Source organism: Bacillus sp. SCT118, from assembly GCF_058566435.1.
Genome location: NZ_CP191225.1, coordinates 829363 through 852494, shown reverse-complemented (window position 1 = coordinate 852494; position 23132 = coordinate 829363). Strand labels below are relative to the sequence as shown.

Genomic DNA, 23132 nt, shown 5'->3' with positions numbered 1-23132 from the left:
TTACAGACTTATTCAAACAACTCAGCAGCCTCTTTTACACATTCAGCTGTCCCTTTCTTTATCAATTGATTCAGCCGCTGTTCTATGTTTTCGGATTGCTGAGTTTGAGTCGCGGCGATGAGAATATCACCTGTGCCTCTTCCGTCTCCCAGCACTTTCGTCCGTTCTGCTTCGGCAGCCATAAGAGCCTTGATGAAGAATTGATCTGCCGCATAGCCGTTAATCAAAATCCAAATCGAAAAGCCGGTCTGAACGCATATGAAAACGGATAACTCTCCGACTTCATAAGTTCGATACACGAAACGGTCAAGTCTTTCTGAAGAAGCCATCGCACACGTCTCCTTCAGTTGAAAACCGCTTTCTGAAAGACAGGCCGTAAGTCCTTCTATCGGATCTGGCTGATCTGGCAGCCGTTTATGGATCAGCGTCCTGCTCCACGAAAACCCTGCACCGATAGGCGTCGAGGACAATGTTCGAAGCGGGATTTCCGTTTGCAGAAGAATGTCATCACGCCCCGCTTGGAGCAATGCTTCAAATGGGATAGACTGCCGCTTCACGCTATCTTTTTCAGGCTGAATCACAATCATCGGTTTAGGTGAGCTTTGATGAACCAAGGCGGTGACATCTGTATCGTACACCGCCTTTATGCTTTGTTCTGTGACAGCATATTCCGGTTTTTGCTTAGGCCCGGCGGTACCGTTTTTCATAAACATGAGCTCATCACAGTACAGGCTTGCGGTATTCAGATCATGAAAAACGCTGACAGCTGCCAATCCGCTTTCTCTCGTCAGGCGTTTGATCAGATCCAGCAGGTCTTTTTGAAAAGCCAGATCGAGAAAATTAGTCGGCTCGTCCAAAAATAAAATACGCGGCTGCTGCGCCAAAGCTTGTGCCAAATACACCCGCTGCTGTTCCCCTCCGCTTAGTTCGCGAATCGGCCTTTGCGCAAAATTGGCCACTCCTGTTTGCTCCATTGCTTCCTGTACAATGGCTTCATCCTTTTCAGTCTGCTGTCTGAACAGCCCCGTTTGGAATGGATATCTGCCAAAGGCTACAGTTTCTTCGACGGTAAAGGTGAAGGCTTGATCCGTTTTTTGCGGCAGGACGGCCATGATTTGCGCCAGTTCCTTCGGTTTATAGTCCGCCAGCAGTTTTCCGGCCAGATAAACGCTGCCTTCCTTGGCCGGCAGCGTACCTGTCAGCAAGTGCAAAAGCGTGGTTTTTCCGCTTCCATTAGGGCCGAGAATTCCGAGAAATTCTCCCTTCTCCACTGTTAAGCTGACATTGTTAATTAGGCGGCTGTCGCCGTATCCTCCCGACAGCCCTTCTGCCTTCATCATAAGTTTCTCCCCCCGCGGTGCTGCCGAATTAAAATAAGAGCGAACACAGGCGCTCCCGCCAAGGACGTAATGATCCCGATCGGCAGTTCAATCGGCTCAATGATGGTTCTGGAAAGCAGATCGGCTAAAACGAGAAACCCTGCCCCAAGCAAGGCAGACAGCGGCAGTAAATGCCGATGGTCCGTTCCCCACAAAAGCCTTGTGATATGCGGAATCACAAGGCCGACAAAGCCAATCGTACCCGATACTGCCACAGCGCTCCCCGTCAAAAGAGATCCGGCTATTAGAATCATCATCTTCCTCTGTTGAACGCTGACTCCAAGAAGCTTTGCTTTATCTTCTCCATATGTCATCACGTTCAGTTCCCTTCCGTTTATAATCAATAAAATGGTTCCCAAAAGAAAAAACGGGAGAAACAAAATAACATAGCTCCAGCCCCTCATTGAGACGCTGCCAAGCAGCCAATGCACAATCGGAAGCAGGTTGTCTCCTGTCAAGGCGATGATAAGAGAAATAAATGCGCCCAAAAAAGAGTTAGTGATGACACCGGTCAAAATGAGGGTGGAAACAGACATTGAAGCATGAACGAGGCGGCTGAAGAAAAGGACTGCCGCCATCGTGGCAAGTGCAGCGGCTACACTCACAACCGGGAGTGTAAACCCTCCAATGACAGGAAGGTGCAGACCTAAGAACAGAGTTACAACAGCTCCGACTGAAGCACCGGATGACACACCTAGCGTATAGGGATCAGCAAGTGGATTTTTCAATAATCCTTGAAAAGCGGCCCCTGCAATAGAAAGAGCCGCCCCCACAAGGGCGGCCAGCACAACTCTCGGCAGTCTGATATTCATCATAATATTAGTGTACATCGGATCATCAGAACCGATAGAGCCGCCGAAACCTTGATGCCAAAAGACACGAAAAACAGCGGGAATAGGAATATGCAGGCTGCCGCAAGAAATTCCTAAGATGATGCTCACGGCTAAAAATGAGAAACCAATGATATATGCGGCATAACGATTATTCCTTAAACGTATCCGGGTAAATGCTTTCCGCAAGTTCTTCGACCCCTTCGATCAGACGGGGACCGGAACGTGTCACAAGATCAGGGTCCACATCATATACATGATGATGTTTCACAGCATTGATTTCGCTCCAGCCATCGCGTTTTTCCACAGCTTTCGCTTTCACACCGTCCGTTGTAACAATTGCATCAGGATTGAGTTTTACGATCGCCTCATCTGTCATTTGCACCCATCCTGTCTGATCCGCAGCTGCGTTTTTAGCATGGATGACATTCAGCATTTCATTCATAAACGTATCTTTTCCGGTTGTATAAATGTCAGGATCAGGAGAAACCTCGATAAATACGCTTTTCTCCTCGTCTTTTGAAATGGTTTTCGCTTTTTCTTGAATATCCTTTAGATCTGATTTCATGCTTTTCACGAGCTGATCGGCTTTTTTCTCCGCCCCGGCAGCTTCTCCGATCATTTCGATTGATTTGTACACCTCGGAGAATGATTGTGCATCATTGACAGTCAGCACTGTAATGCCCGCGTCCTTCAGCTGTTTGATGGCATCCGCTGATGCTGACATGGAAGACTCATGGGCCAGAACGAGATCTGGTTTTAAAGAAATGACTTTTTCAACGTTTACATTCATATCTCCGACTTTCTCAACCTTTTTGACTTCCTTTGGATAGGTATCGTTTGTGGTGACACCGACCACTTTGTCACCAAGGCCGAGTGCGTATGTAATTTCTGTGTTGCTCGGCATTAATGAAACAATCTTTTTTGGCTCTTTTTTGATGGTTACATCTTGGTTTGACGCGTCATCAATGGTGACAGGGAACGCTTCTGTTTTTTGTTTTGCCTTTGAATCCTTCTGATCCGCAGGATTGCCGCAGCCTGCCAGCATAACAGCAGCCAACAGGAGCGCAGTCCATATCCCGGCTCGTTTTTTCATAAACCTTTCCTCCTAAACGAATTAAAAAAAGCATCTCTACGACGGTAAAGATGCTGTAAACAACACAAAAAAGCCTATTGTTTACACATCATCTGTCCTCGCAGACTTCGTGCTGATCAAACAGGCAGGTATCCTGGCTCTTGGCGCTTGGCCAATTACAGTGGCGGGACCGCACCGGCTTTTACCGGTTTCCCTATTAAGCCGGCTGTTGTTCACGGACCGGCACCTATTTGACATTCGTATCCTTTTTTCGGAGTAATTATACTATATGACTGACAGGCTTGTATATGCGTCCTGAATGACTTTTCCCCGTATTATGTATGGGAGCAAAATCCTCGTAAACACTAAATTTGATCTTGTATACTTAATACCATCATCTATCAAAAGGAATGATTCTTATGGATTTACAGCTAAAAGACAAACTCGTCTTAATCACCGGCTCGACGTCCGGTATCGGGAAAGCCGCCGCAAAAAGCTTTCTGCAAGAGGGTGCGGCAGTCATTGTCAACGGACGCAAACAGGAGACTGTCGATCGTACGATTGAAGAGCTTTCTGGCTATGGAACAGTGCACGGTGCTGCTGCCGATTTGTCAAAAACAGATGAAGCAGCGGCTTTTATCGAAAAAGTAAATGAAATCGGTGATATCGATATCCTTGTCAACAACCTTGGTTTCTTCGAGGTAAAAGACTTCGCAGATGTGACAGATGAAGAGTGGAATCAATATTTCGAAGTGAACGTGATGAGCGCCGTTCGGACAAGCCGTCACTTCCTTCCAAAAATGCTTGCTAAAAACAGCGGCCGTATTTTAAATATCGCAAGTGAAGCAGGCGTCAAACCGCTCCCAACGATGATTCCATACTCAATGACAAAAACGGCGCTGATCAGCCTTTCAAGAGGAATGGCTGAAATGACAAAAGGCACAAATGTGACGGTCAACTCAGTGCTCCCGGGACCTACTTGGACAGAGGGCGTGGCATCCTATATGGAAGGCGCCGCACAAGCAGCCGGCCAGGATACAGATACATTTATCAAAGACTATTTCAAGGTCAATGAGCCAACCTCGCTTATTCAGCGATACGCGACAGCAGAAGAAGTCGCCAACACAATCGTATTCCTCGCGTCTGACGCCGCATCCGCCATTAACGGCACTGCACAGCGTGTGGAAGGCGGCATTATCCGTTCTCTATAACATGCAAAAACGCATCCGTCTATCGGATGCGTTTTTTTATACGTCTCCAGCAAATGGTACCGTCTGATATCCGCCTGTTTCCAGTTGTGCTGAAAACAACCCTCCAGCGTGAGGCTGCTCGTATCTCTCTTTTTCTGTCATTTGTTCTGTTGCCGTTGTAATGTAAAGAGTTTTTAAGTCTCTGCCGCCGAACGCGCAGCACGTGACATATTTCGCCGGCACGCTGATTGAATTGATTTCTTTTTTCTGAAACGGGTCAATGTGAACAACGCGGCTGCCGCCAAACAGCGCCACCCACAGCATACCATTTTGGTCAATTGTCATGCCGTCCGGCAATCCGTCTGACTGATCAAAACGATAGACAGGTTCTGGATTCGAAACATCTCCGCTTTGAGGATCATAGCTGTAACGCACAATCTCCTGCGTCGGCGTGTCGATGTAATACATCAAATTCCGCTCGCGATCCCAATCCAAACCGTTTGAGGTAGAGACTTGATCCTTGATTTTGACAAGACTGCCGTCTAGATTCAAACGGTACAGCGACGCCTGTTTTTGCTCGCCTTCCATGCTCGTCGTCCCCGCCCAAAGCCTTCCATACGGGTCACATTTAGCATCATTAAATCTCAGGCTCTCATGCATGTCCTTCGGCTGTTTAATTTTTTCCAAGCTGTGATCCCGAAGATGATACAGGTAAAACCCGTCCTTCATTGTCATAATCAGTTCATCCTTTGAATATTTCGCAAGCGCCGTCACAAAGGATTTGAATTTGATCGATCGGTTGATTTTTTCTTCAGGGTCAAAGATGTGGAGCTCGCTCCCCAGGATATCAACCCAATATAAGCGGCCGTTTTCTTCATCCCATAACGGGCCTTCTCCAATCACTGCCCGAGTGTCTGCTTCCAATACTGCATCCATGTGTTACACCTCTTTAGCTTCAGTCTATATATTGTTATTCCCGGCAAAGAGGTGTCCAAACCACTTGATGTTTATTGTTTTTTAAAAAGGATGGTAATGACTGTTCCAATGTTCATTCTGCTGTTCACATGTATCGTTCCGTTATGCAGATGAACAAGCTCCTTGGCAATCGCGAGCCCGAGACCCGTTCCGGCAGTTGAATCTTTTGTGTTCGTCCCTCTGTAGTAACGGTTAAACAAATGGGTGATCGTTTCTTCATCCATTCCTTTCCCATTGTCCTTCACCTTTAAAGAAATATGATTTTTTGTTTGCTCCAGAATGACTTGAACCTCTGTTCCTTTGCCGTTGTGCTTCACGGCATTCCCAAGGAGGTTTTCTAATATGCGCCTGAACCACGCTTCATCAAGGGCAAATTCAATATGCTCTTCTTTGGATACAAACGAGATATCATAGCCTTCAGAAAACGGATTTTTCTTAAAGTCCTCAATGACATTTTTAAAAAACGGGATAAGGCTAGTGAGCTTTCTCTCAATAGGAAGAGCATCATTTTTCAGCCGATACGTTAAATTTAAATCTTCAATCAGCTTGGACATGTATTCAGATTTTTCTCTGACAACCTGCCCCATTTCTTTCACTTCTTCCGGCGACCAGTCATACTGCTTCGACTCGAGCATCATGCTGTAGCCGTAAATGCTGCTGAGCGGTGTTTTTAAGTCATGTGACAAACCGGCAATCCATTCTTCCCTTGTCGCCTGGATTTTTTCTCTGTTTCTTTTATCCCTTCTCAGCGTTTCAGTCAGCTGATCCATTGATTCAAATATCTCACCGAAGAAGCGGTACGGCTGTTTGATTTTTCCCTTTTTATTTTTGCTGACAGGACGGCCTTCCCGGTTTCTGGGCTCCTCAAGCTTCCCTTTTGACAGATTGACCAGCCATCTAATCGTGTGAAAAATCGGCAGCCCGAATCGGAACATATACCAAACGGTCATCCAAATGATATACATGAACAAAACGGCCATCACGAGAAACATCGCTTTTAATACAACCTTCAGGAATGATTTGTTAAACTCCTGATCGGTTACATAGACTGGGTTCGGCACCGTAGCGACCATCCATCTGTCTTTATTGAGGATCTTAACGGAAATTTCCCGCTTATAATTCCAAGGTTTAGAGCTGTATTTAAGCAGCTCCAGCTGGTTCATCGTTTTTCTTTCGCTTTTTGTGCTGTTGATGCTGTCGAGAATGTTTCCATTGCTGTCTAACAGGTAAATGGCGCCTTTTTTCCGTTTAATATAGTCGATGGTACTGGACTTATAGTGCGCTAGTGAGTCTATCTTTTGTTCGCGCTTTTCAACGGAAGTCAGGAGCTGTTCACTTTTTGATTTCCAGCCGGACAATAGAAGATACGACTTATCTTCAATATTGATGGCCCAATAATTCAGTTTATAGTTATGAAGCTTTTTGGTTTTATAAATAGACAAAAGCTCTTTCTTGGTATAGGTGCCCGGCACGTCTTTTGGCACGCCGTAGGAATAATCAGTGTTTCCTTCCGAATCAATGATTTGCATCCAGCCGTGCTGTTTATCAACAGATTTCTTCAGGAAATTATCCACTTCCCATGTCCCGTCTTCGTTTACATCGAGATACGCCTCAAGTGTGTCGGTCGTTGCCTTCGTCAGCCCTGAATTGGATTCCGCATCGCTAAAACGAGCGTCTAAATAGAAAAACGACGCAACAAGCATAACCGTAAGCAGCAGGATCACAATCAGCATCTGGCCGAAAAAGTGAAACAAAAACTTCCATCTTAACCTCATGACCGCTTGCCTTCAGGATTTGGGATAAAACGATAGCCGAGACCTCGAACGGTTACAATATACTCCGGATTGCTCGGATCGCGCTCAATCTTCTCCCTAAGCTTGCGAATATGAACCATGACGGTGTTGTTGTCACCGTAGGAAGGATAGCCCCATACTTTTTCATATATTTGATCTTTGGAAAGCACCACGTTAGGGTGTTCACAAAAATACTGCAAAAGCTGCAGAAGCTGGGCTGAACAGGCAACGGCTTCCCCGCCTACGATCAGCTCGGCATTTTGCGGAGAAAAAGTAAAATAATCATATGTGTAGGTTTGATTTGAACTCGTTTCTTTCGATTGATATGTACGCTTGAGATGCGCTCTGATCCGCGCCGCTAATTCCAGCGGATTAAATGGTTTTGTGATATAGTCATCAGCTCCAACCGCAAAGCCCGATAATTTGTCCGCGTCGGATGATCTTGCCGTCAGGAAAAAAATCGGAGCGTCTGAATACTCTCTGATCAATGTGCAGGCTTCAAAACCGGACATTCCGCCCATCATGACATCCAGCACAATCAAGTCAACCTTATTGGCCTTCACAACGGGAATCGCTTCTTCTGCGCTTGCCGCATCCAGTATATTTCGATAACCTTCTTTTTCGAGAACGCGTTTGATCATGTCCACAATCGCTTTCTCATCGTCTACGATTAAAATTGACGCATTTTCCACTTTTATGTTCCTTTCTGTCACTGTTTTTTTCATCTTATCATTATATCGTTTATTTATGGTACATTTTTGAATACATTGGAGCTTGGCAAATCAAAACAGCAAAAAAGGAGCAAACACGCGCTCCCTTTCATATGAAAAATATTATGAGTTCTCATCTACCATGTACAAAATAAACTCCCAAAACCCCGGTACATCCTGACACAAAAGCATATCAGCCTTTTCAAACATTTTGATCTTCAGCTCTTGCTCTAAATCTTCTCTTTCTTGATAGGACGTATTGCTGAGTTTTTTTCTGATCATCGGTGAAAAGCATGCAATCAGGTGCTCAATGTCATAAGTCTCGTCTTTTTGTCTCTTTTTTTGTTCAAACTGGCCGTCCACAGCTTACTTTTCCCCCTTTGTTTGCGCCGCTAGCTGCTTTCTGATATTCTCTAGCCCCTTTTTATGAATGTTGGAGATGTTTTGTCGGGACTCCCCTAATGAATCTGCAATCTCCTGCATCGTGGCACCGTGAAGATACACTTTCGTCAGCACACTTTTTTGTTTGTCAGTCAGCTTCTGAATCGCTTGGTAGAGCTGGTAATCCTGAACATGCTGGCTCAAATCATCCTGCCTGTCTAAAAATTCTTCAAATGCATCGCTTCCTGTTTCGGAAGGAAGCCGATCTCCTGCCTCCGGATGATCAACCGTCAGCGGATACCGTTTTTGATTTTTGCGAACCCGCTTATCAAAATCAATAGAAAAGATGCGAATCATTGAATTCATATACTTGACGATGCGGATTTCTTTATAAAACTGCTTAAATAGCTCGTCCAATGATTTTGCATCTTTTTCGTTAGGGCTTTCCATTACGTTTTTGAACAAACGGTAATGCTGAGGATTGCTCAAAAAATGCTTCACGATGGGATGCTTCATTATCTCCTTACATTTTGACCGTAAAAGACTTTGATAGTCCATCAAACCGCCTCCCTACTAAATTAAATGAAGGAAAGCAAAAAAAAGTAAACTACTACTTTCCGACTAGTGTCTTCCAAAATACTTTGCAGCAGTTTACGTTTTATCGGATTTCCTTCACTTACATACATGACTGCAGAAAAAGAAGGGAGGTATTTTCCAATGGATCAGGTTTTTATAGAGGAAGTCGTAAAACAGATCGGCAATTTGGGGTTTCCCGCGCTGATTGCAATGTATCTGCTGACCCGATTCGAAAAGAAGTTTGATCAACTAATAGAACTAATGACAGAACTGAAAGATCATGCAAAAAAATAATTTTTCAATCGAAGTTGACTTTTCACTGGTTTTTTTCACTTAACAAAACAGAAGGGAAAACGAAAGGCCTTTCACCTTCTCTTTCTGCTATCACATTTAAATGTAAGGAGGAAACATTTCATGAAAAAACAAAATGACATTCCGCAGCCAATTAGAGGAGACAAAGGAGCAACGGTAAAAATCCCGCGCAATATTGAAAGAGACCGGCAAAACCCTGATATGCTCGTTCCGCCTGAAACCGATCATGGCACCGTCAGCAATATGAAGTTTTCGTTCTCTGATACTCATAACCGATTAGAAAAAGGCGGATATGCCCGTGAAGTGACAGTACGTGAATTGCCGATTTCAGAAAACCTTGCATCCGTAAATATGCGGCTGAAGCCAGGCGCGATTCGCGAGCTTCACTGGCATAAAGAAGCAGAATGGGCTTATATGATTTACGGAAGTGCAAGAGTCACAATTGTAGATGAAAAAGGGCGCAGCTTTATTGACGATGTAGGTGAAGGAGACCTTTGGTACTTCCCGTCAGGCCTGCCGCACTCCATCCAAGCGCTGGATGAGGGAGCTGAGTTCCTGCTCGTGTTTGACGATGGATCATTCTCTGAAAACAGCACGTTCCAGCTGACAGATTGGCTTGCCCACACTCCAAAAGAAGTCATTGCTGCGAACTTTGGCGTGACAAAAGAAGAGATTGCGAATTTGCCAGGCAAAGAAAAATATATATTTGAAAACCAACTTCCTGGCAGTTTAAAAGATGATATTGTGGAAGGGCCGAATGGCGAAGTGCCTTATCCATTTACTTACCGCCTTCTTGAACAAGAGCCGATCGAATCTGAGGGAGGAAAAGTATACATTGCAGATTCGACAAACTTCAAAGTGTCTAAAACCATCGCATCAGCGCTCGTAACAGTAGAACCCGGCGCCATGAGAGAACTGCACTGGCATCCGAATACCCACGAATGGCAATACTACATCTCCGGTAAAGCTAGAATGACCGTTTTTGCATCTGACGGCCATGCCAGAACGTTTAATTACCAAGCCGGTGATGTCGGATATGTACCATTTGCAATGGGTCATTACGTTGAAAATATCGGGGATGAACCGCTTGTCTTTTTAGAAATCTTCAAAGACGACCATTATGCTGATGTATCTTTAAACCAATGGCTTGCCATGCTTCCTGAAAAATTTGTTCAAGCGCACCTTGACTTGGGCAAAGACTTTACTGATGTGCTTTCAAAAGAAAAGCACCCAGTAGTGAAAAAGAAATGCAGTAAATAAAAGACTTGCGGCTTGCAGAGAGCACTCGTTCTCTGCAAGCCTTCATAAGGAGCTGAACCAGTGAAACATCAAAACCCTTCAAAACGCTTATTGCGGCTCTCCATAAAGTACTTGCTGGCCGCAGCAGCAGTGGTGTTGACCTATTTTGCTGTCATCTATATATTGTTTTCTTTAGCGGGAACGAGCTACCGCTCAGCAGCTCATGTCCTGCTTTTTGCCGTGGTATTCCTTGTTCTCGGATTATGCTTTGAACCATTTGAAAGGCTGATGATACATAGCTTTACATTTTTCAAGACAGGAAAACGTCTATTCATTCTCCTTGCCGGCATCGTACAGCTGCTGTTTTTGTGGATGACTGCTCATACAACAGACCAATTGATCAGCGACATTTGGCTGTCCACCACAGAAGAAATGATTGTCGCAGCCGTTTTTTTGATTTTAGACAAATGCAACTCGGCTCTTCCCAGCTAAAAAAAGAACGCATTCCAATTGGATGCGTTCTTTTTATTCATAGCGAAGCGCGTCTACAGGCTGAAGCTTCGAAGCCTTGATAGACGGAAGCAAGCCGAAGATAATGCCGACTGCCATTGAAAAGATGAGTGCTCCGACAACAGCTGGAATGGAGACGATAAAAGGCATCGGAAAAATGACCGTCAGCAGCTTGGCGATGCCGAAGCCCGCCAGCACACCGAGTATTCCGCCAATGCTTGTCAGCACAACAGCCTCGGTTAAAAATTGAAATAAAATCACACGCCGCTTAGCACCGAGCGCTTTCTTAATTCCGATTTCCCTCGTGCGCTCCGTTACGGAAACGAGCATAATGTTCATGACGCCGATACCGCCCACCAAAAGTGAAATACTGGCGATTCCGCCAAGCAGCAATGCAAATGACTGATTAAAGGACTCCACTTCCTGCGCGATCTCCTGAAGATCCATTACACTGTACTCTGCTTTTTCCAGCTCAGCTTCTGACAGTCCCTGATTTAAAAGATCTGCAGTCATTACACCCGCTTCTTGGATATGCTCAGAAGAATCAGCCTGCACGGCAATCTGCGTTGGCGCGTCAAACCCTTCAATAAGCGGCCACACTTTTTTCGGCACGTACAAAACCGGGTTCGCATAGTCGCCTTCAAACATGCTTTCCTGTTGATTTTTTTCTTTAAAAACACCGACGACCTTAAACGGCACACCATTCATCTCAATGTTTTTATGCAGAGCTTCTCCGTCTGGAAACAGTTCATCTCTGACAGCTTCATTGATCATCACTACTTGGTGTGTGCTGTTTAAATCGTTTTCCGTCAGCTTTCTCCCTTCGGTTATTCGGATTGGAAACATGTCGAAGTAATCATCGTCCACTCCATACACTTGGGGATACGAAACGTTTGTTAAATGAAAAACGCTCGCGCCTTCTGACAAGTAATATAAGGATAATCCTTTGACAATCGGATCGGATTTGATCGCCTTTACTGTTTCTTCCGCTACAGGCGGCGCGGACGCATACGACACCTGAGGGCCGCCGCTCTCCTCTTCTCCGCCAGACGGCTGGTAGACAACGTTGATGGCGTTGTTTCCCATGCCGATCATACTTTGCTTTAATTGCTCACTTTGGCCCTTCAGCATTGAAACAATCGCGATGATTGCCGCTATGCCGATAATCACGCCAAGCATTGTCAGAATCGATCTTAATTTATGAGAAAAAATGGATTGAAAGGAGATTCGAATATGTTCAAGCATGGCTGATATCCCCTCTCTCATCTAATACCAGCTCTCCGTCTCTGATAAAAACGGTTCTGTCAGCTTTTTTGGCGACGTCCGGGTCGTGGGTTATCATAATAATGGTTTTGCCTTCCCGATGCAGTTCGGAAAACAGTGACAAAATTTGTTCACTTGATTTGGTATCAAGCGCCCCGGTCGGTTCATCAGCTAAAATAAACCTCGGCTGATTGACAAGGGCCCTCGCTATCGCCACCCGCTGCTTTTGGCCGCCGGACAGCTTAGGCGGTTTGTAGGAGACCCTGTCTTTTAATCCGACCTTTTCCAGCGCTTCATATGCCCGTTGCCTTCTCTCTTTTTTCTTCACTTTATTGTAGATCATCGGCAGCTCGACATTTTGTAGCGCGGTGAGACGCGGCAGCAAATGGAAAGTTTGAAACACAAACCCGATTGATTCATTGCGAATTTCGGCTAAAGCTCCGTCTTTCCCTTTCAATATATCGATCTGGTCAAGCGTATAGGTTCCTGAGGTTGGCCTGTCCAAACAGCCGATAATATTCATTAACGTTGACTTTCCAGAACCGGAAGGCCCCATAATAGCTAAAAACTCCCCCGCCTGAACAGTCAGATTGATATGTTTCAAGATTGGAACTTCTTCTTTTCCCAGCTTGTACGACTTCGAAATATTATTCAGTGTCAGCATTGACTGTAACCTGCTTTCCTTCCTTGACCGCGGGATCAGGATAGATCACATAATCTTCCGGCGTCAGGCCGCTCCTAATTTCCACCATGTCATTTTCATCAGTCTCTCCGATTTCAACAGGCTGCTTAACCGCTTTCTGATTCTCATCAGCTTTCCACACGTACGGTTCGCCGTCATCCTGAATGACCATGTCGGACGGCAGCTTGATCGTATCCGCATCAGCATTGTCACTCATCACTTCGATGTTGACATGATAGCCGACTTCAAGACCTTTATGGCTGTCTAATAAAATGGTGAAAGGATAGTTAGAGGACTGGGGATTCATTTCTTCATCAGCAAAGCTTTCTGATTCTTCACCCTCGCCTGCTCCCGCTGGAAGCTTGCCGATCGAGGTGACCTTTCCTTTCCACTCGCCCTCACCGCCTGTTTTCAGCGTGACCCTGACTTTGCTGCCTTTTTTGATCGTGTCCATTAACAGCTCATTGATTTGGCTTTTGACCAGATATTTGCCCGTCGAAACAATCTGGATATACGGGCCCGTTGCCTGGTCACCTGTTGCACCGTCAGCGATATCCTGATTGACGCTTTGAACGATTCCGTCATGCTTGCTTGTAATGACATTGGAACCTTTGTTTTTCGTCAGGCCAGCCAGTTCTTTTTGATGCTGCTTCAGTTCAAGCTGGCTTGTTTTCAAATCGAAATGGGCCTGATCAAGTTCATCTTGAAGCTGGGTTTTCTCTTCTTTTCCTGCCGCTTTCAGCTTCTTTTCCGTTTCCGTTATTGATTTTTGCAAACGGTTGATTTGCAGATTTGTCATTTCAATTTGCAAATTGGCTTGCTCCACTTCATCAGAATGATCCTCGCCCTCATACTCAAAAAGCTTATCGCCCTTTTTAACCTGATCGCCTTCTTTGACGTATGTTTTTTTAATGCTGCCTTTTTCTGAATCTATGTATACTTTCTGCTGTTTCTCAGGTTCAACCTTTCCAGAAAACGTTTGGCCTGATTCTGAATCTCCTCCCATGTATACCGCTACCGATTCAGCATAGGGCTCCGATGATACGGCAACTTGGTTCATGTGAGTAAAAAAGTAAAAACCGCCAGCGCCGATCCCAGCCAATATAAGCACACCGGCACATATCGCACCGCCAATAAGCCATTTTTTCTTCTTGGACACAACGATCTCCTCTTTCTGTAAACTATGTAATATTTTCGAAACATTCTAACCAATATTATCTATTAATTCAAAAAGACTTGCAATCTTTTTATTGAAATGACGGAATCAAATAGAAAAATTGTATTTTCAAAGCCGAATAAAAAAAATCCCGGCTTCAAACCGGGATTTTTTCATACAGTAACTAGCTCTTTTTCATTTTTAATCAAGTCATATGTCAAGCATACAGGTTTATTTGTACGGGGATCAGTCACAATTTCGGCATCAATCTGAAATACCTGCTTCAAAATGTCCGGTGTCATGACCTCCAGTGCAGTTCCTTCCTTGATGACCGTGCCTTTTTTGAGCGCGATCATATAATGAGAAAAACGAGCTGCATGGTTAAGATCATGAATGACCATTAAAATCGTCCGCCCTTGCTCTTTGTTGAGTCTGTCAAGCAGCTGCAGAATTTCAAGCTGATGTGCAAGATCAAGATACGTTGTAGGTTCATCCAGCAGAAGCAGTTCCGTCCCTTGCGCAAGCGCCATGGCAATCCACACGCGTTGACGCTGTCCGCCTGACAATGCCTCAATCGGCCGTTCAGCATATTCAGCCATGCCTGTTTCTTCAAGCGCCCATTTGATAATCCGGCGGTCTTCGTCATTTAATCTGCCGAATCCTGATTGATGCGGAAACCTGCCGTACGACACCAATTCGTGCACTGTTAGGCCGCTCGGCGCTTCAGGTGTCTGTGGAAGAATCGCCATATCTTTTGCAATGTCCTTTGTAGACATTTTATGAATCGCTTTGCCGTTTAAATAGACGGCACCTGCATGTGAACGCATAATTCTGGACATTGTTTTTAAAATCGTTGATTTCCCGCAGCCGTTCGGGCCAATTAAGGTGGTAATTTTCCCTTTAGGAATCGATATATTTAAATCCTCTACAATCACCCTGTCGCCATAACCGATTCCAAGCTGTTCCGTTGATAATGAATTCATATTCGGCCCCCTCCTCTAATTCGCTTTCATCAATAAATAAATAAAGTAAGGCGCACCTAGCACGGAAATGACAAGTCCAACCGGAATTTCTGATGGTGCCAATACATTTCTCGCCAGCGTATCAGCAAGCAAAAACAGGAATGAGCCGATGAAGGCGGAGACCGGTATCAGCGTCTGGTGACGTGGACCGGTCAGCCTTCTAGCCACATGCGGCGCGATCAATCCGAGAAACGCAATGCCCCCCGCAGCTGCCACGCATGAAGCGGCAAGAGTGACCGCTGCCAGAAGAAGAATCCGTCTTTCCCTTTCAACAGCGGTGCCCAGCCCGGTCGCCAATTGGTCTCCGAGCTGCATAATGTTCAAATAGCGCGCCTTATATAAAGTAAACAGAAGCAAGATCACAATCCAAGGGAGAATCGCCCAGATCATATTCCAGCTCGCCCCCCATATTGAGCCGGATATCCAAACCGCGGCTTGCATAAAATCATGAGGGTCCATCTTGAGCTGAAAAATCAGCAACAGGGCATTGAATCCGGCATTCACCCCTATGCCGACTAAAATCAGCCGAATCGGTGTCACGCCTTTTTTCCATGCCAGAATATAAATGAGAAACGCAGCGAGGATTGCTCCTGCCAAAGCACTGAACGGCAGCATAAATGTTCCGAAAAAGCTGAGATCTGAAGCTGACCCTTGAAAAAAGTATATAAAAAGCACTACAGCAAGTGAACCGCCGGCGTTAATTCCGAGAATACCAGGCTCGGCAAGTTCATTTTGAGACACGCTTTGCAAAATGGCTCCAGCTACGGAGATCCCTGCTCCAACAAGCAAAGAAAGGATGATCCTGGGCAGCCTGAACTCAAATAAGACAAGTTCATCACGCGCCGTTCCTTGGCCGAAAAAGACCTGAAGCGTTTTAAGCGGTGCAATTTTGATAACGCCCAAATTGAGACTGACAAAAAAGACCACCACGATAAGCAAAAAGGTCACAGCCATTACAACGAGCGGTTTGTTTGTTTTTGTTTTCATTACAGCCCTCTCCTTTCACGACGTGCCAAATAAAAGAAAAAGGGAACGCCGATAAGAGAAGTCAGCGCGCCGACAGGCGTTTCAAAGGGCGCATTTACGAGTCTGGCCGCTATGTCAGCAAAAACAAGCAAAACAGCACCGAGCACCGCCGAGCAAGGAATGATCCACCTATAATCCACACCGACCAAAAATCGGGTAATATGCGGAATGATCAGCCCGATAAATGCGATGGTGCCGGCTATGGAAACCGCAGCTCCTGTCAAAATCACTACAATAAGCATGCCAATCAGTTTCACCGCTGATGTATATTGTCCAAGCCCTTTTGCCAGATCGTCACCGAGACTTAACACTGTCACAGACCGGGCGATGAAAAACGCGAGCGTTAAACCGACAGCCCCTGCAATAAGCAAAAGCTGGACCCCTGACCATTTCACACCCGCTACCCCGCCTGCGTACCAAAAGCTGATATCCTGAGCGACATCAAAGCGGATTGCAATGGCAGTTGAAATGCCGGTAAAGAAATAAGTAACTGCCGTACCCGCCAGAGCAAGCTTTACAGGCGTAAGTCCGCCCCTTGAAAACATGCCGATGCCCATTACCGTCGATGCACCCAACCCCGCTCCCGCAAAGGACCATAGCACAAGCCCCATTGCAGAAAGCCCGGGAAAAAAGGCAAACGCAATCGAAACAGCAAACGCAGAGCCTGATGTCACACCCATAATCGAAGGCTCTGCCAATGGGTTTCTCGTCATCCCCTGCATGATTGCTCCCGACACTGCCAACAATGCGCCTACAAGCGCGGCAGCCGCCGTTCTCGGCAGCCGAAGATCATGTATAATTTGGTGAGATGTCTTTGTCGGCTGATAATGAAAAATGGCGTCCCATACAGTGCGCAAATGAATATCCGCTGCACCGAGGGATATGGATAAAAATGCGCCAAGGCAAAGCAGGCATAGACCTGCAATAAGGACGATGACCGCGCCATATGTCCTTGACGTCCATTGGATTTCTTCTGATGCAGTCTGTATATTTTTATGTTGACTCAACTGCCGTACTTCCTTTCTGTTACTGATAATGATTATCAATTGCTGTTTCAGTATATCACTTTTTTCAGCTGATTTAATAGAGTGTTTTGAACAAAAATGAAAATGCATTTGCAAAAATATCGTGTCAACCGGCACTTGCAGTGGTATAATCACAGATGATAATGATTCTCTTTTTCATTTATTTTTTAGAAAGAAGGTATGAGATATGACACATATATACAAGAAACTCGGAGCCGCGTTTTTTGCCCTGTTATTGATTGCAGCGCTGGCAGCCTGCGGGAATAACTCAGAAAGCAAAGGTTCTGCCTCTGATTCAAAAGGCGCAGAAACCTTTACATACAAGGCTGAAAACGGAAATGTAAAAATCCCAAAGCATCCTAAACGGGTGGTTGTCATGGCAGACGGCTATTACGGCTACTTCAAAACACTCGGCATCAACGTTGTCGGTGCGCCTGAGAATGTATTTAAAAACCCTTACTACAAAGGAAAAACCGACGGCGTCGAAAACATCGGAGACGGCACTTCGGTTGAAAAGGTCATTGATTTGAACCCTGACCTGATTATCGTCTGGACAACACAGGGCGCTGATATTAAAAAGCTTGAAAAAATTGCGCCGACTGTCGCAGTAAAATACGATAAGCTCGACAACATCGAACAGCTGAAAGAATTTGCAAAAATGACAGGAACTGAAGATAAAGCTGAAAAATGGCTGGCTGAGTGGGATAAAAAAGTTGCGGCAGCTAAAATAAAAATCAAAAAAGCGGTCGGTGACAAAACCATTTCCATTATGCAAACGAACGGAAAAGACATTTACGTATTCGGTAAAGACTTTGGAAGAGGCGGAAGCATTATTTACAAAGACCTCGGCCTGCAGGCTACAAAGCTGACAAAAGAAAAAGCCATTGACCAGGGGCCAGGTTATACAAGTATTTCACTAGAGAAGCTCCCTGACTTCGCCGGGGATTACATTTTCGCGGGTCCATGGCAATCAGGCGGTGATGATGGCGGCGTATTTGACAGCTCCATTTGGAAGAACCTGAACGCCGTTAAAAATGGCCATGTCTACAAGATGGATCCGATTGGCTTCTATTTCACAGACCCGATTTCATTAGAAGGCCAACTGAAGTTTATTACGGAAAGCTTGACTAAATAAACAAAAGAGCCGCCTGCCCGCGGCTCTTTTACTGATTTATAAGAACGGCTCAATTTGAATCATATCAGATATTTTCTTTGAGCCATTCATATTAAGCTGCCTCCTCATCGCGATCAGTTTTTTTATGCTGGAGAGACTGAAAAACGTTTTTTGCATATTCGATTGTGCCTTAAGGTTTTTCTTTCGATTTCAGCTTTCCTGTCAGCTAGGTTAACGAACGGATTCCTAACAGGAGAAATTGTGATTTTATAAAAAAGACACCTGAGCAAATCAGGTGTCTTTTCATTATGCTTGTTTTTCTTTCTGGAACTTTTTACTCACAAATGGATAAACGATCAAGCCGACAAAGAATAAACCGATGCCGAGGATAAATGTCGTTAAATCTGCTGTGCCTGTTACGATAACAAACACGGAGTATGCACACGCCAGTATCGCGATCAATCCGTCTCTTACACGGGAGCCTTTCAGCTGGTCATACGTTTCACCTTTGATGACTAGCTTCAAGCTGTAGATTGCAGATACCAGATACGGAATTAAATATGCAAGTGTAGCCGCTGTCGTTAAAAATGTAAATGCGTCACTTATTGTCCGGGAAATAACCGAGAAAATGAAGACCTGTGACATGACGTTTGTAATAATGAGTGCAATGACCGGACTTCCCTTTTTATTCGTTTTTGCAAAAAATGCCGGGAAATCTCCTGCTTTAGCGGCTTGGTATGGCACCTCAGAGCCAAGCAAAATCCAGCCGAGCATCGTTCCGAATAAACAAAGGATAGCCAAAAGCGCCATAATCACGCTTCCCGCGTTTCCAACAATCGCATAGAGTACATCAACAAATGGTTTTTCAGAGCCGACAAGCTTATCATGCGGCAGAACACCCATCGTAATTAAAGTCACAATAATATATATGCTCAAGGCAATCAGCAAGCCGGTAATTGTCGCACGTTTCACATCACGCTGAGAGCGCGCACGGCCGGACAGGATCACCGCGGATTCAATTCCGACAAACGCCCACAGTGTAGAAATCGCGGCGTTATGAACCTGGCCGCCAATTCCAATGCTTGTGCCGTTTTCTCCTTGAACCGGGAAATAAAAATGACCGAATAATGTCGTTTGAAACACAAACAAACCGGCAACGATAAAGAAGACAAAACCTAATACTTTAGAAAGCGTTGTGACAAAGTTTAATTTACTTGCGCCGTTAATGCTGGCAACAAGAATCGCGTGCGTTCCCCATAACAAGATCGTACATACGGCAAACGTCAGTAATTGGCCGAGTGTCACCTCTTGCCCGCCGATCGAAAACATCTCACGTTTATCAACCAAGATCGGGAAGAACGAAGTCAAGTAACCGGCGAGACTTGTGATGATTGCCACGTTACTGATCCAGCTCGCCACCCAGTAGCCCCACACCATTGTGAAACCTGCAGCGTTGCCTTTTTTCGGGTCAGAAAACAGCGCTCTTGCATAACTTTGCGGTCCCGCTGTCAGTTCAGGCTTGCGAATGGACAAGTGTCCGAACACAAGTGCAATCATCAGCACGCCGGCACCTGTCAAAAGCCAGGCGGACGTAGCTCCAAACGGACTCGCAATTGAAGCAAGCGAGCTCGGCAAGGAGAAAATTCCTGATCCAACCATATTTCCAACGACAAACGCCGTTAATAACCAAAAACCCCATTTTTTTGTCTGTTCCATTCCAGTACCTCCATGATTCTTTGTACGGACCAGACCCCGAGATCATATAAACGCAAAAAAAGCCTGAACAAAAGTCCATGCTTAAAGAAACACACACCCTTGATCTCCGGATAGCCCTCCGCGAAAAAGCACGCGGCAGTCCTGCACTTATTCAGATACAGTCCCAGCATAGAGAAGGATCGGCTTTCTCCACACTTCGGCGCTGATGCCTTTTACACATGTTTAACAGCCCCTGTCAGCCTGGCATGTGTGACTCATCATCCGCGCAACCTCTACCTCACTGAGAAAGAGTGAGGATTTAATTATTCAGTTACTCCCAGAAGGTTATCAAAGAAAGGATGATCTGTCAAAGGGAACAGATGGAAAATACGGATAGAGCCAAGCCCTATCCGCATGTGGTTATCGATTATTTTTCTTTTTTTGCACAGCTTCTTGAAGCGGATCATCTTTTAGAGCTGAACCAGCATCTTCAAGAGCTCCTTGGATTACGTTTTTTTCTTTTTCGGAACGTTTTCCTTTATCTTTATTAAAGAAACCCATTCGTATCACCTCTTTTAAAAAATAGGTACATGTTTAAGATGCCTCTTTCCTGAAAAATTATGCGGGATATTTTTTATCGTCCAAAGTCCTGTTGATCAAACATACATTCTCTTGATATATTTGTAATTCAGAGATTTTTTGCAAAAGATAAAAGGAGAAGCGGCAAATGACAGGAAAAACACACATCATGGGAGGCATCGCTTCTTGTACGGCAGCGGCTTATTATTATGGATTTGATCCAGTGCTTATGGCTGCGTCAGGCGCGGTTGGAGCATTAATACCCGATATCTGCCACACACAAAGCAAAATTGGGAGAAAATTTCCTATTTTATCGAAAGTGGTCAGCTCCGTTTTTGGCCATCGTACCTTTACACACAGCTTACTGTTTATGCTCATCATGTTTTTTATCACTTCTACATACATTCCAGATAAAAACATATCAGCCGGCCTGATGATCGGAATGGCGAGCCACTTGATTCTTGACGCTTGGACGGTGAACGGAATCAAATTATTATTCCCTTCAACGATCCGCGTTCGGCTTCCATTATATATGAAGACAGGCAGTTTTTCTGAGCAGCTCGTGCTAGCCGGCCTGACCCTTGCTTCATGTTACTACTTTTATATGCTGTTTCATGGGCGCATGTTTTAAACATGAGTGCTGAGACTTGTCTGAACCGGCTGTTTTTAGTAGGTTTTACTTAAGAAGCATTTCATGCAGATGATCAAGAAAACGTGAGGAGTCATATTGATGAAAGGAACCTTTTTTCACAATCAGCGGTTTTTATGTTTTTCGATCTTATTTATGTGGATCAAAACGTATGTGATATATAAACTCGGCTTTGATTTGCAAATCGATACTCTGTTGGAGGAGCTAATGCTGCTGGTCAACCCGCTCAGCTTTATTCTTCCTTTATTCGGGATCGGCCTGCTTCTGAAAGGAAACAAGCAGCGGGCCTTTTTGCTGATTGCCAATCTGGTTCTGACTGTCATCTTGATCTCCAATACGATTTTTTACGGCTTTTATATCGATTTTATTACCATTCCGGTTTTATTTCAGGCCAGCAACATGAGCGATATGGGCAGCAGTGTAAAAGAACTGTTCCATCCTCTGTTTATCGCCCTGTTTGTGGACTTGGTTTTTCTGCTGCTGTTCGCCAGAAAAACCAAACACCCACAGACAAAAGCCGCTCCCCGCACGATCAAACGGTACTATGCAGCTTCCTGCGGCATGCTTTTATGCACACTGGCACTTGCAGAAGTACAGCAGCCGAAGCTTTTGGCACATTCTTTTGACCGGGAAATGCTAGTCAAAAGCATCGGTCTGTTTCAGTTCCATATTTACGATACAATTTCTCAGACTGTTAATATCAGCGCGAAAGCTTTTGCCGATGAAGACAGTATAACTGCCATTAAAAACTACACAGAGGCTGATTACAGCAAGCCTGATCAAAGCAAATTCGGTCTTGCAAAGGGGCGCAATGTCATCTTTGTAACACTTGAGTCGACCCAAAGCTTTGTTCTGAATGAAAAAGTAAATGGAAAAGAAATTACCCCATTTATGAATGATCTCATTAAAAAAAGCTATTCCTTTGATCATTTCTATCAGCAAACAGAACAAGGCAAAACATCAGATTCAGAATTTATCGTCGCTAACTCACTGTATCCTTCCCTTAGCGGCGCCGTCTTTTTCACGAAAAGCGACCATCAATTTCATACGATGTATAAATCGCTGAAACAGCACGATTATTATTCAGCCGTCTTTCATGCTAACCATAAAACATTTTGGAACAGAGATGTCATGTACGATACGTTTGGCATTGACCGCTTTTTTGATGTTGATGATTTTCATGTCACTCCCGGGACATCGACAAGCTGGGGCTTAAAAGACAAAGAATTTTTAGAGCAGTCCGCCGAAAAGCTGAAAAGCCTGCCGCAGCCGTTCTACAGCAGTTTTATCACGTTAACGAATCATTTTCCGTTTGAGATTGATGAAAAGGATCAGCTGATAGATGAATTCGATTCAAGCAGTGATCTGTTAAACCGCTATGTGACCACGGTTCGCTATGAGGATGAAGCATTGAAGCATTTTATCCAAAAACTGAAAGACGAAGGCTTATACGAAAATTCGATGATCGTATTTATGGGAGATCATTACGGCATTTCTGAAGCCCATAACGAGGCAATGGCTGAGTTTTTAGGGAAAGACGAAATCACACCGTATGACAACGTTCAGCTCCAGCGGGTGCCGTTTATCATACATATCCCGGGAATCACCGATCAAAAGCCGGAAACCATCCCTGATGCCGGGGGACAGGTCGACGTCAGGCCGACGCTGATGCATTTGCTCGGCGTTGAGACAAAAGGCGATATCCAATTCGGCAATGATTTGCTGTCGGGCGACCGCACCCCATTCGCCGTTCTGCGAAACGGCAGCTTTATTACGAACGATTATATATACACAAAGAACACGTGCTATAGCCAAAAAACAGGTGAAGTGCTGGAAGATCAGGATGCGTGCCTCCCTTATAAGGAGAAAGCAAACGAAGAGCTTTCTCTCTCTGATAAAATTTTAAATGGTGACCTGCTCAGGTTTTCCGAATGAAAAAATCCCTCTATCA

The 23132-nt window shown here is 44.9% G+C and carries 23 protein-coding genes and 2 riboswitches; of the genes, 7 read left to right on the top strand and 16 right to left on the bottom strand.

The window, feature by feature from the left end; translation table 11 throughout:
* Positions 1–8: 8 nt before the first annotated feature.
* Genes ACQVGT_RS04215 through ACQVGT_RS04205 form a run of 3 tightly spaced genes read right to left on the bottom strand, consistent with a single transcriptional unit; the run spans position 9 to position 3305 of the window.
* Positions 9–1337 (bottom strand): ABC transporter ATP-binding protein, encoded by a 1329-nt coding sequence (locus tag ACQVGT_RS04215; RefSeq protein WP_080030748.1) that lies wholly within the window; start codon positions 1335–1337, stop codon positions 9–11.
* Positions 1337–2398, bottom strand: a complete 1062-nt coding sequence (locus ACQVGT_RS04210; RefSeq protein ID WP_015483679.1) for a FecCD family ABC transporter permease — start codon at positions 2396–2398, stop codon at positions 1337–1339. The genes ACQVGT_RS04215 and ACQVGT_RS04210 overlap by 1 nt, the downstream gene beginning before the upstream one ends.
* Positions 2361–3305 carry an ABC transporter substrate-binding protein gene (locus ACQVGT_RS04205; protein ID WP_015384616.1) on the bottom strand — a complete coding sequence of 315 codons (945 nt, stop codon included), beginning with the start codon at positions 3303–3305 and terminating at the stop codon, positions 2361–2363. Before ACQVGT_RS04205 ends, ACQVGT_RS04210 begins: the two co-directional genes overlap by 38 nt.
* Before the next feature lie 106 nt (positions 3306–3411).
* A riboswitch (cobalamin riboswitch) is annotated at positions 3412–3550 on the bottom strand.
* A 153-nt stretch (positions 3551–3703) separates the two neighbouring features.
* Here ACQVGT_RS04205 and ACQVGT_RS04200 point away from each other — a divergent pair.
* Entirely contained in the window at positions 3704–4495 is a 792-nt protein-coding gene (locus tag ACQVGT_RS04200) for an SDR family NAD(P)-dependent oxidoreductase (RefSeq protein ID WP_015384617.1), read from the top strand.
* Positions 4496–4531: 36 nt separating this feature from the next.
* Here the strand turns inward: ACQVGT_RS04200 and ACQVGT_RS04195 are convergent, their stop codons facing one another.
* The 5 genes from ACQVGT_RS04195 to sigO all read right to left on the bottom strand — a co-directional run bounded on the left by ACQVGT_RS04195 (position 4532) and on the right by sigO (position 8849).
* Positions 4532–5410 (bottom strand): SMP-30/gluconolactonase/LRE family protein, encoded by an 879-nt coding sequence (locus tag ACQVGT_RS04195; RefSeq protein WP_015384618.1) that lies wholly within the window; start codon positions 5408–5410, stop codon positions 4532–4534.
* Between the two features lie 71 nt (positions 5411–5481).
* Positions 5482–7224, bottom strand: a complete 1743-nt coding sequence (yvrG, locus tag ACQVGT_RS04190) for a two-component system sensor histidine kinase YvrG (RefSeq protein ID WP_015384619.1) — start codon at positions 7222–7224, stop codon at positions 5482–5484.
* The gene (yvrH, locus tag ACQVGT_RS04185; protein ID WP_003243545.1) at positions 7221–7934 is read right to left on the bottom strand and encodes a two-component system response regulator YvrH; all 714 of its coding nucleotides are present in this window, start codon (positions 7932–7934) and stop codon (positions 7221–7223) included. The genes yvrG and yvrH overlap by 4 nt, the downstream gene beginning before the upstream one ends.
* A 141-nt stretch (positions 7935–8075) precedes the next feature.
* Positions 8076–8315, bottom strand: a complete 240-nt coding sequence (gene rsoA / locus ACQVGT_RS04180) for a sigma-O factor regulator RsoA (RefSeq protein WP_015384620.1) — start codon at positions 8313–8315, stop codon at positions 8076–8078.
* A gap of 3 nt (positions 8316–8318) precedes the next feature.
* Positions 8319–8849: an RNA polymerase sigma factor SigO gene (gene sigO, locus ACQVGT_RS04175; RefSeq protein WP_080030749.1), complete on the bottom strand. Its 531-nt coding sequence runs from the start codon at positions 8847–8849 to the stop codon at positions 8319–8321.
* A 201-nt stretch (positions 8850–9050) separates the two neighbouring features.
* Here sigO and ACQVGT_RS04170 point away from each other — a divergent pair, with 201 nt between their 5' ends.
* The 3 genes from ACQVGT_RS04170 to rsiO all read left to right on the top strand — a co-directional run bounded on the left by ACQVGT_RS04170 (position 9051) and on the right by rsiO (position 10952).
* Positions 9051–9203 carry a YvrJ family protein gene (locus ACQVGT_RS04170; protein ID WP_003244090.1) on the top strand — a complete coding sequence of 51 codons (153 nt, stop codon included), beginning with the start codon at positions 9051–9053 and terminating at the stop codon, positions 9201–9203.
* A gap of 120 nt (positions 9204–9323) precedes the next feature.
* Positions 9324–10481, top strand: a complete 1158-nt coding sequence (oxdC, locus tag ACQVGT_RS04165) for an oxalate decarboxylase (protein ID WP_015384622.1) — start codon at positions 9324–9326, stop codon at positions 10479–10481.
* Positions 10482–10541: 60 nt separating this feature from the next.
* Complete coding sequence (gene rsiO, locus ACQVGT_RS04160; protein WP_003243579.1) at positions 10542–10952, top strand: acid stress-sensitive anti sigma factor RsiO; 411 nt, start codon at positions 10542–10544, stop codon at positions 10950–10952.
* A gap of 33 nt (positions 10953–10985) precedes the next feature.
* On the opposite strand, the gene ACQVGT_RS04155 is transcribed toward rsiO, so the two are convergent.
* The 6 genes from ACQVGT_RS04155 to ACQVGT_RS04130 form a co-directional block, all read right to left on the bottom strand.
* Positions 10986–12215 (bottom strand): ABC transporter permease, encoded by a 1230-nt coding sequence (locus ACQVGT_RS04155; protein ID WP_015483682.1) that lies wholly within the window; start codon positions 12213–12215, stop codon positions 10986–10988.
* Complete coding sequence (locus ACQVGT_RS04150; RefSeq protein ID WP_014480848.1) at positions 12208–12897, bottom strand: ABC transporter ATP-binding protein; 690 nt, start codon at positions 12895–12897, stop codon at positions 12208–12210. The genes ACQVGT_RS04155 and ACQVGT_RS04150 overlap by 8 nt, the downstream gene beginning before the upstream one ends.
* Positions 12881–14074 carry an efflux RND transporter periplasmic adaptor subunit gene (locus ACQVGT_RS04145; protein ID WP_015384624.1) on the bottom strand — a complete coding sequence of 398 codons (1194 nt, stop codon included), beginning with the start codon at positions 14072–14074 and terminating at the stop codon, positions 12881–12883. Before ACQVGT_RS04145 ends, ACQVGT_RS04150 begins: the two co-directional genes overlap by 17 nt.
* Positions 14075–14244: 170 nt before the next feature.
* Positions 14245–15054 (bottom strand): ABC transporter ATP-binding protein, encoded by an 810-nt coding sequence (locus ACQVGT_RS04140; protein WP_003243882.1) that lies wholly within the window; start codon positions 15052–15054, stop codon positions 14245–14247.
* 15 nt (positions 15055–15069) lie between these two features.
* Positions 15070–16080, bottom strand: a complete 1011-nt coding sequence (locus tag ACQVGT_RS04135; RefSeq protein ID WP_015384625.1) for a FecCD family ABC transporter permease — start codon at positions 16078–16080, stop codon at positions 15070–15072.
* Positions 16080–17126, bottom strand: a complete 1047-nt coding sequence (locus ACQVGT_RS04130; protein WP_041520063.1) for a FecCD family ABC transporter permease — start codon at positions 17124–17126, stop codon at positions 16080–16082. The genes ACQVGT_RS04135 and ACQVGT_RS04130 overlap by 1 nt, the downstream gene beginning before the upstream one ends.
* A gap of 205 nt (positions 17127–17331) precedes the next feature.
* Between ACQVGT_RS04130 and ACQVGT_RS04125 the strand changes: the two genes are divergently transcribed.
* Positions 17332–18279, top strand: a complete 948-nt coding sequence (locus ACQVGT_RS04125) for an iron-hydroxamate ABC transporter substrate-binding protein (RefSeq protein ID WP_015384626.1) — start codon at positions 17332–17334, stop codon at positions 18277–18279.
* A gap of 285 nt (positions 18280–18564) precedes the next feature.
* Here ACQVGT_RS04125 and ACQVGT_RS04120 read toward each other — a convergent pair whose 3' ends face one another.
* Positions 18565–19974 carry an amino acid permease gene (locus ACQVGT_RS04120; protein ID WP_015384628.1) on the bottom strand — a complete coding sequence of 470 codons (1410 nt, stop codon included), beginning with the start codon at positions 19972–19974 and terminating at the stop codon, positions 18565–18567.
* A 103-nt stretch (positions 19975–20077) separates the two neighbouring features.
* A riboswitch (Lysine riboswitch) is annotated at positions 20078–20257 on the bottom strand.
* A 116-nt stretch (positions 20258–20373) separates the two neighbouring features.
* Positions 20374–20514, bottom strand: coding sequence for a small acid-soluble spore protein SspJ (gene sspJ / locus ACQVGT_RS04115; RefSeq protein WP_003221612.1), 141 nt, complete (start codon positions 20512–20514; stop codon positions 20374–20376).
* A 166-nt stretch (positions 20515–20680) separates the two neighbouring features.
* Between sspJ and ACQVGT_RS04110 the strand changes: the two genes are divergently transcribed.
* Together ACQVGT_RS04110 and ACQVGT_RS04105 are read left to right on the top strand one after the other, a co-directional pair.
* On the top strand, positions 20681–21163 hold the full coding sequence (locus tag ACQVGT_RS04110) for a metal-dependent hydrolase (protein WP_003228444.1): 483 nt from the start codon (positions 20681–20683) through the stop codon (positions 21161–21163).
* 99 nt (positions 21164–21262) lie between these two features.
* The gene (locus tag ACQVGT_RS04105; protein WP_015384629.1) at positions 21263–23116 is read left to right on the top strand and encodes an LTA synthase family protein; all 1854 of its coding nucleotides are present in this window, start codon (positions 21263–21265) and stop codon (positions 23114–23116) included.
* The last annotated feature ends 16 nt before the right edge of the window (positions 23117–23132 follow it).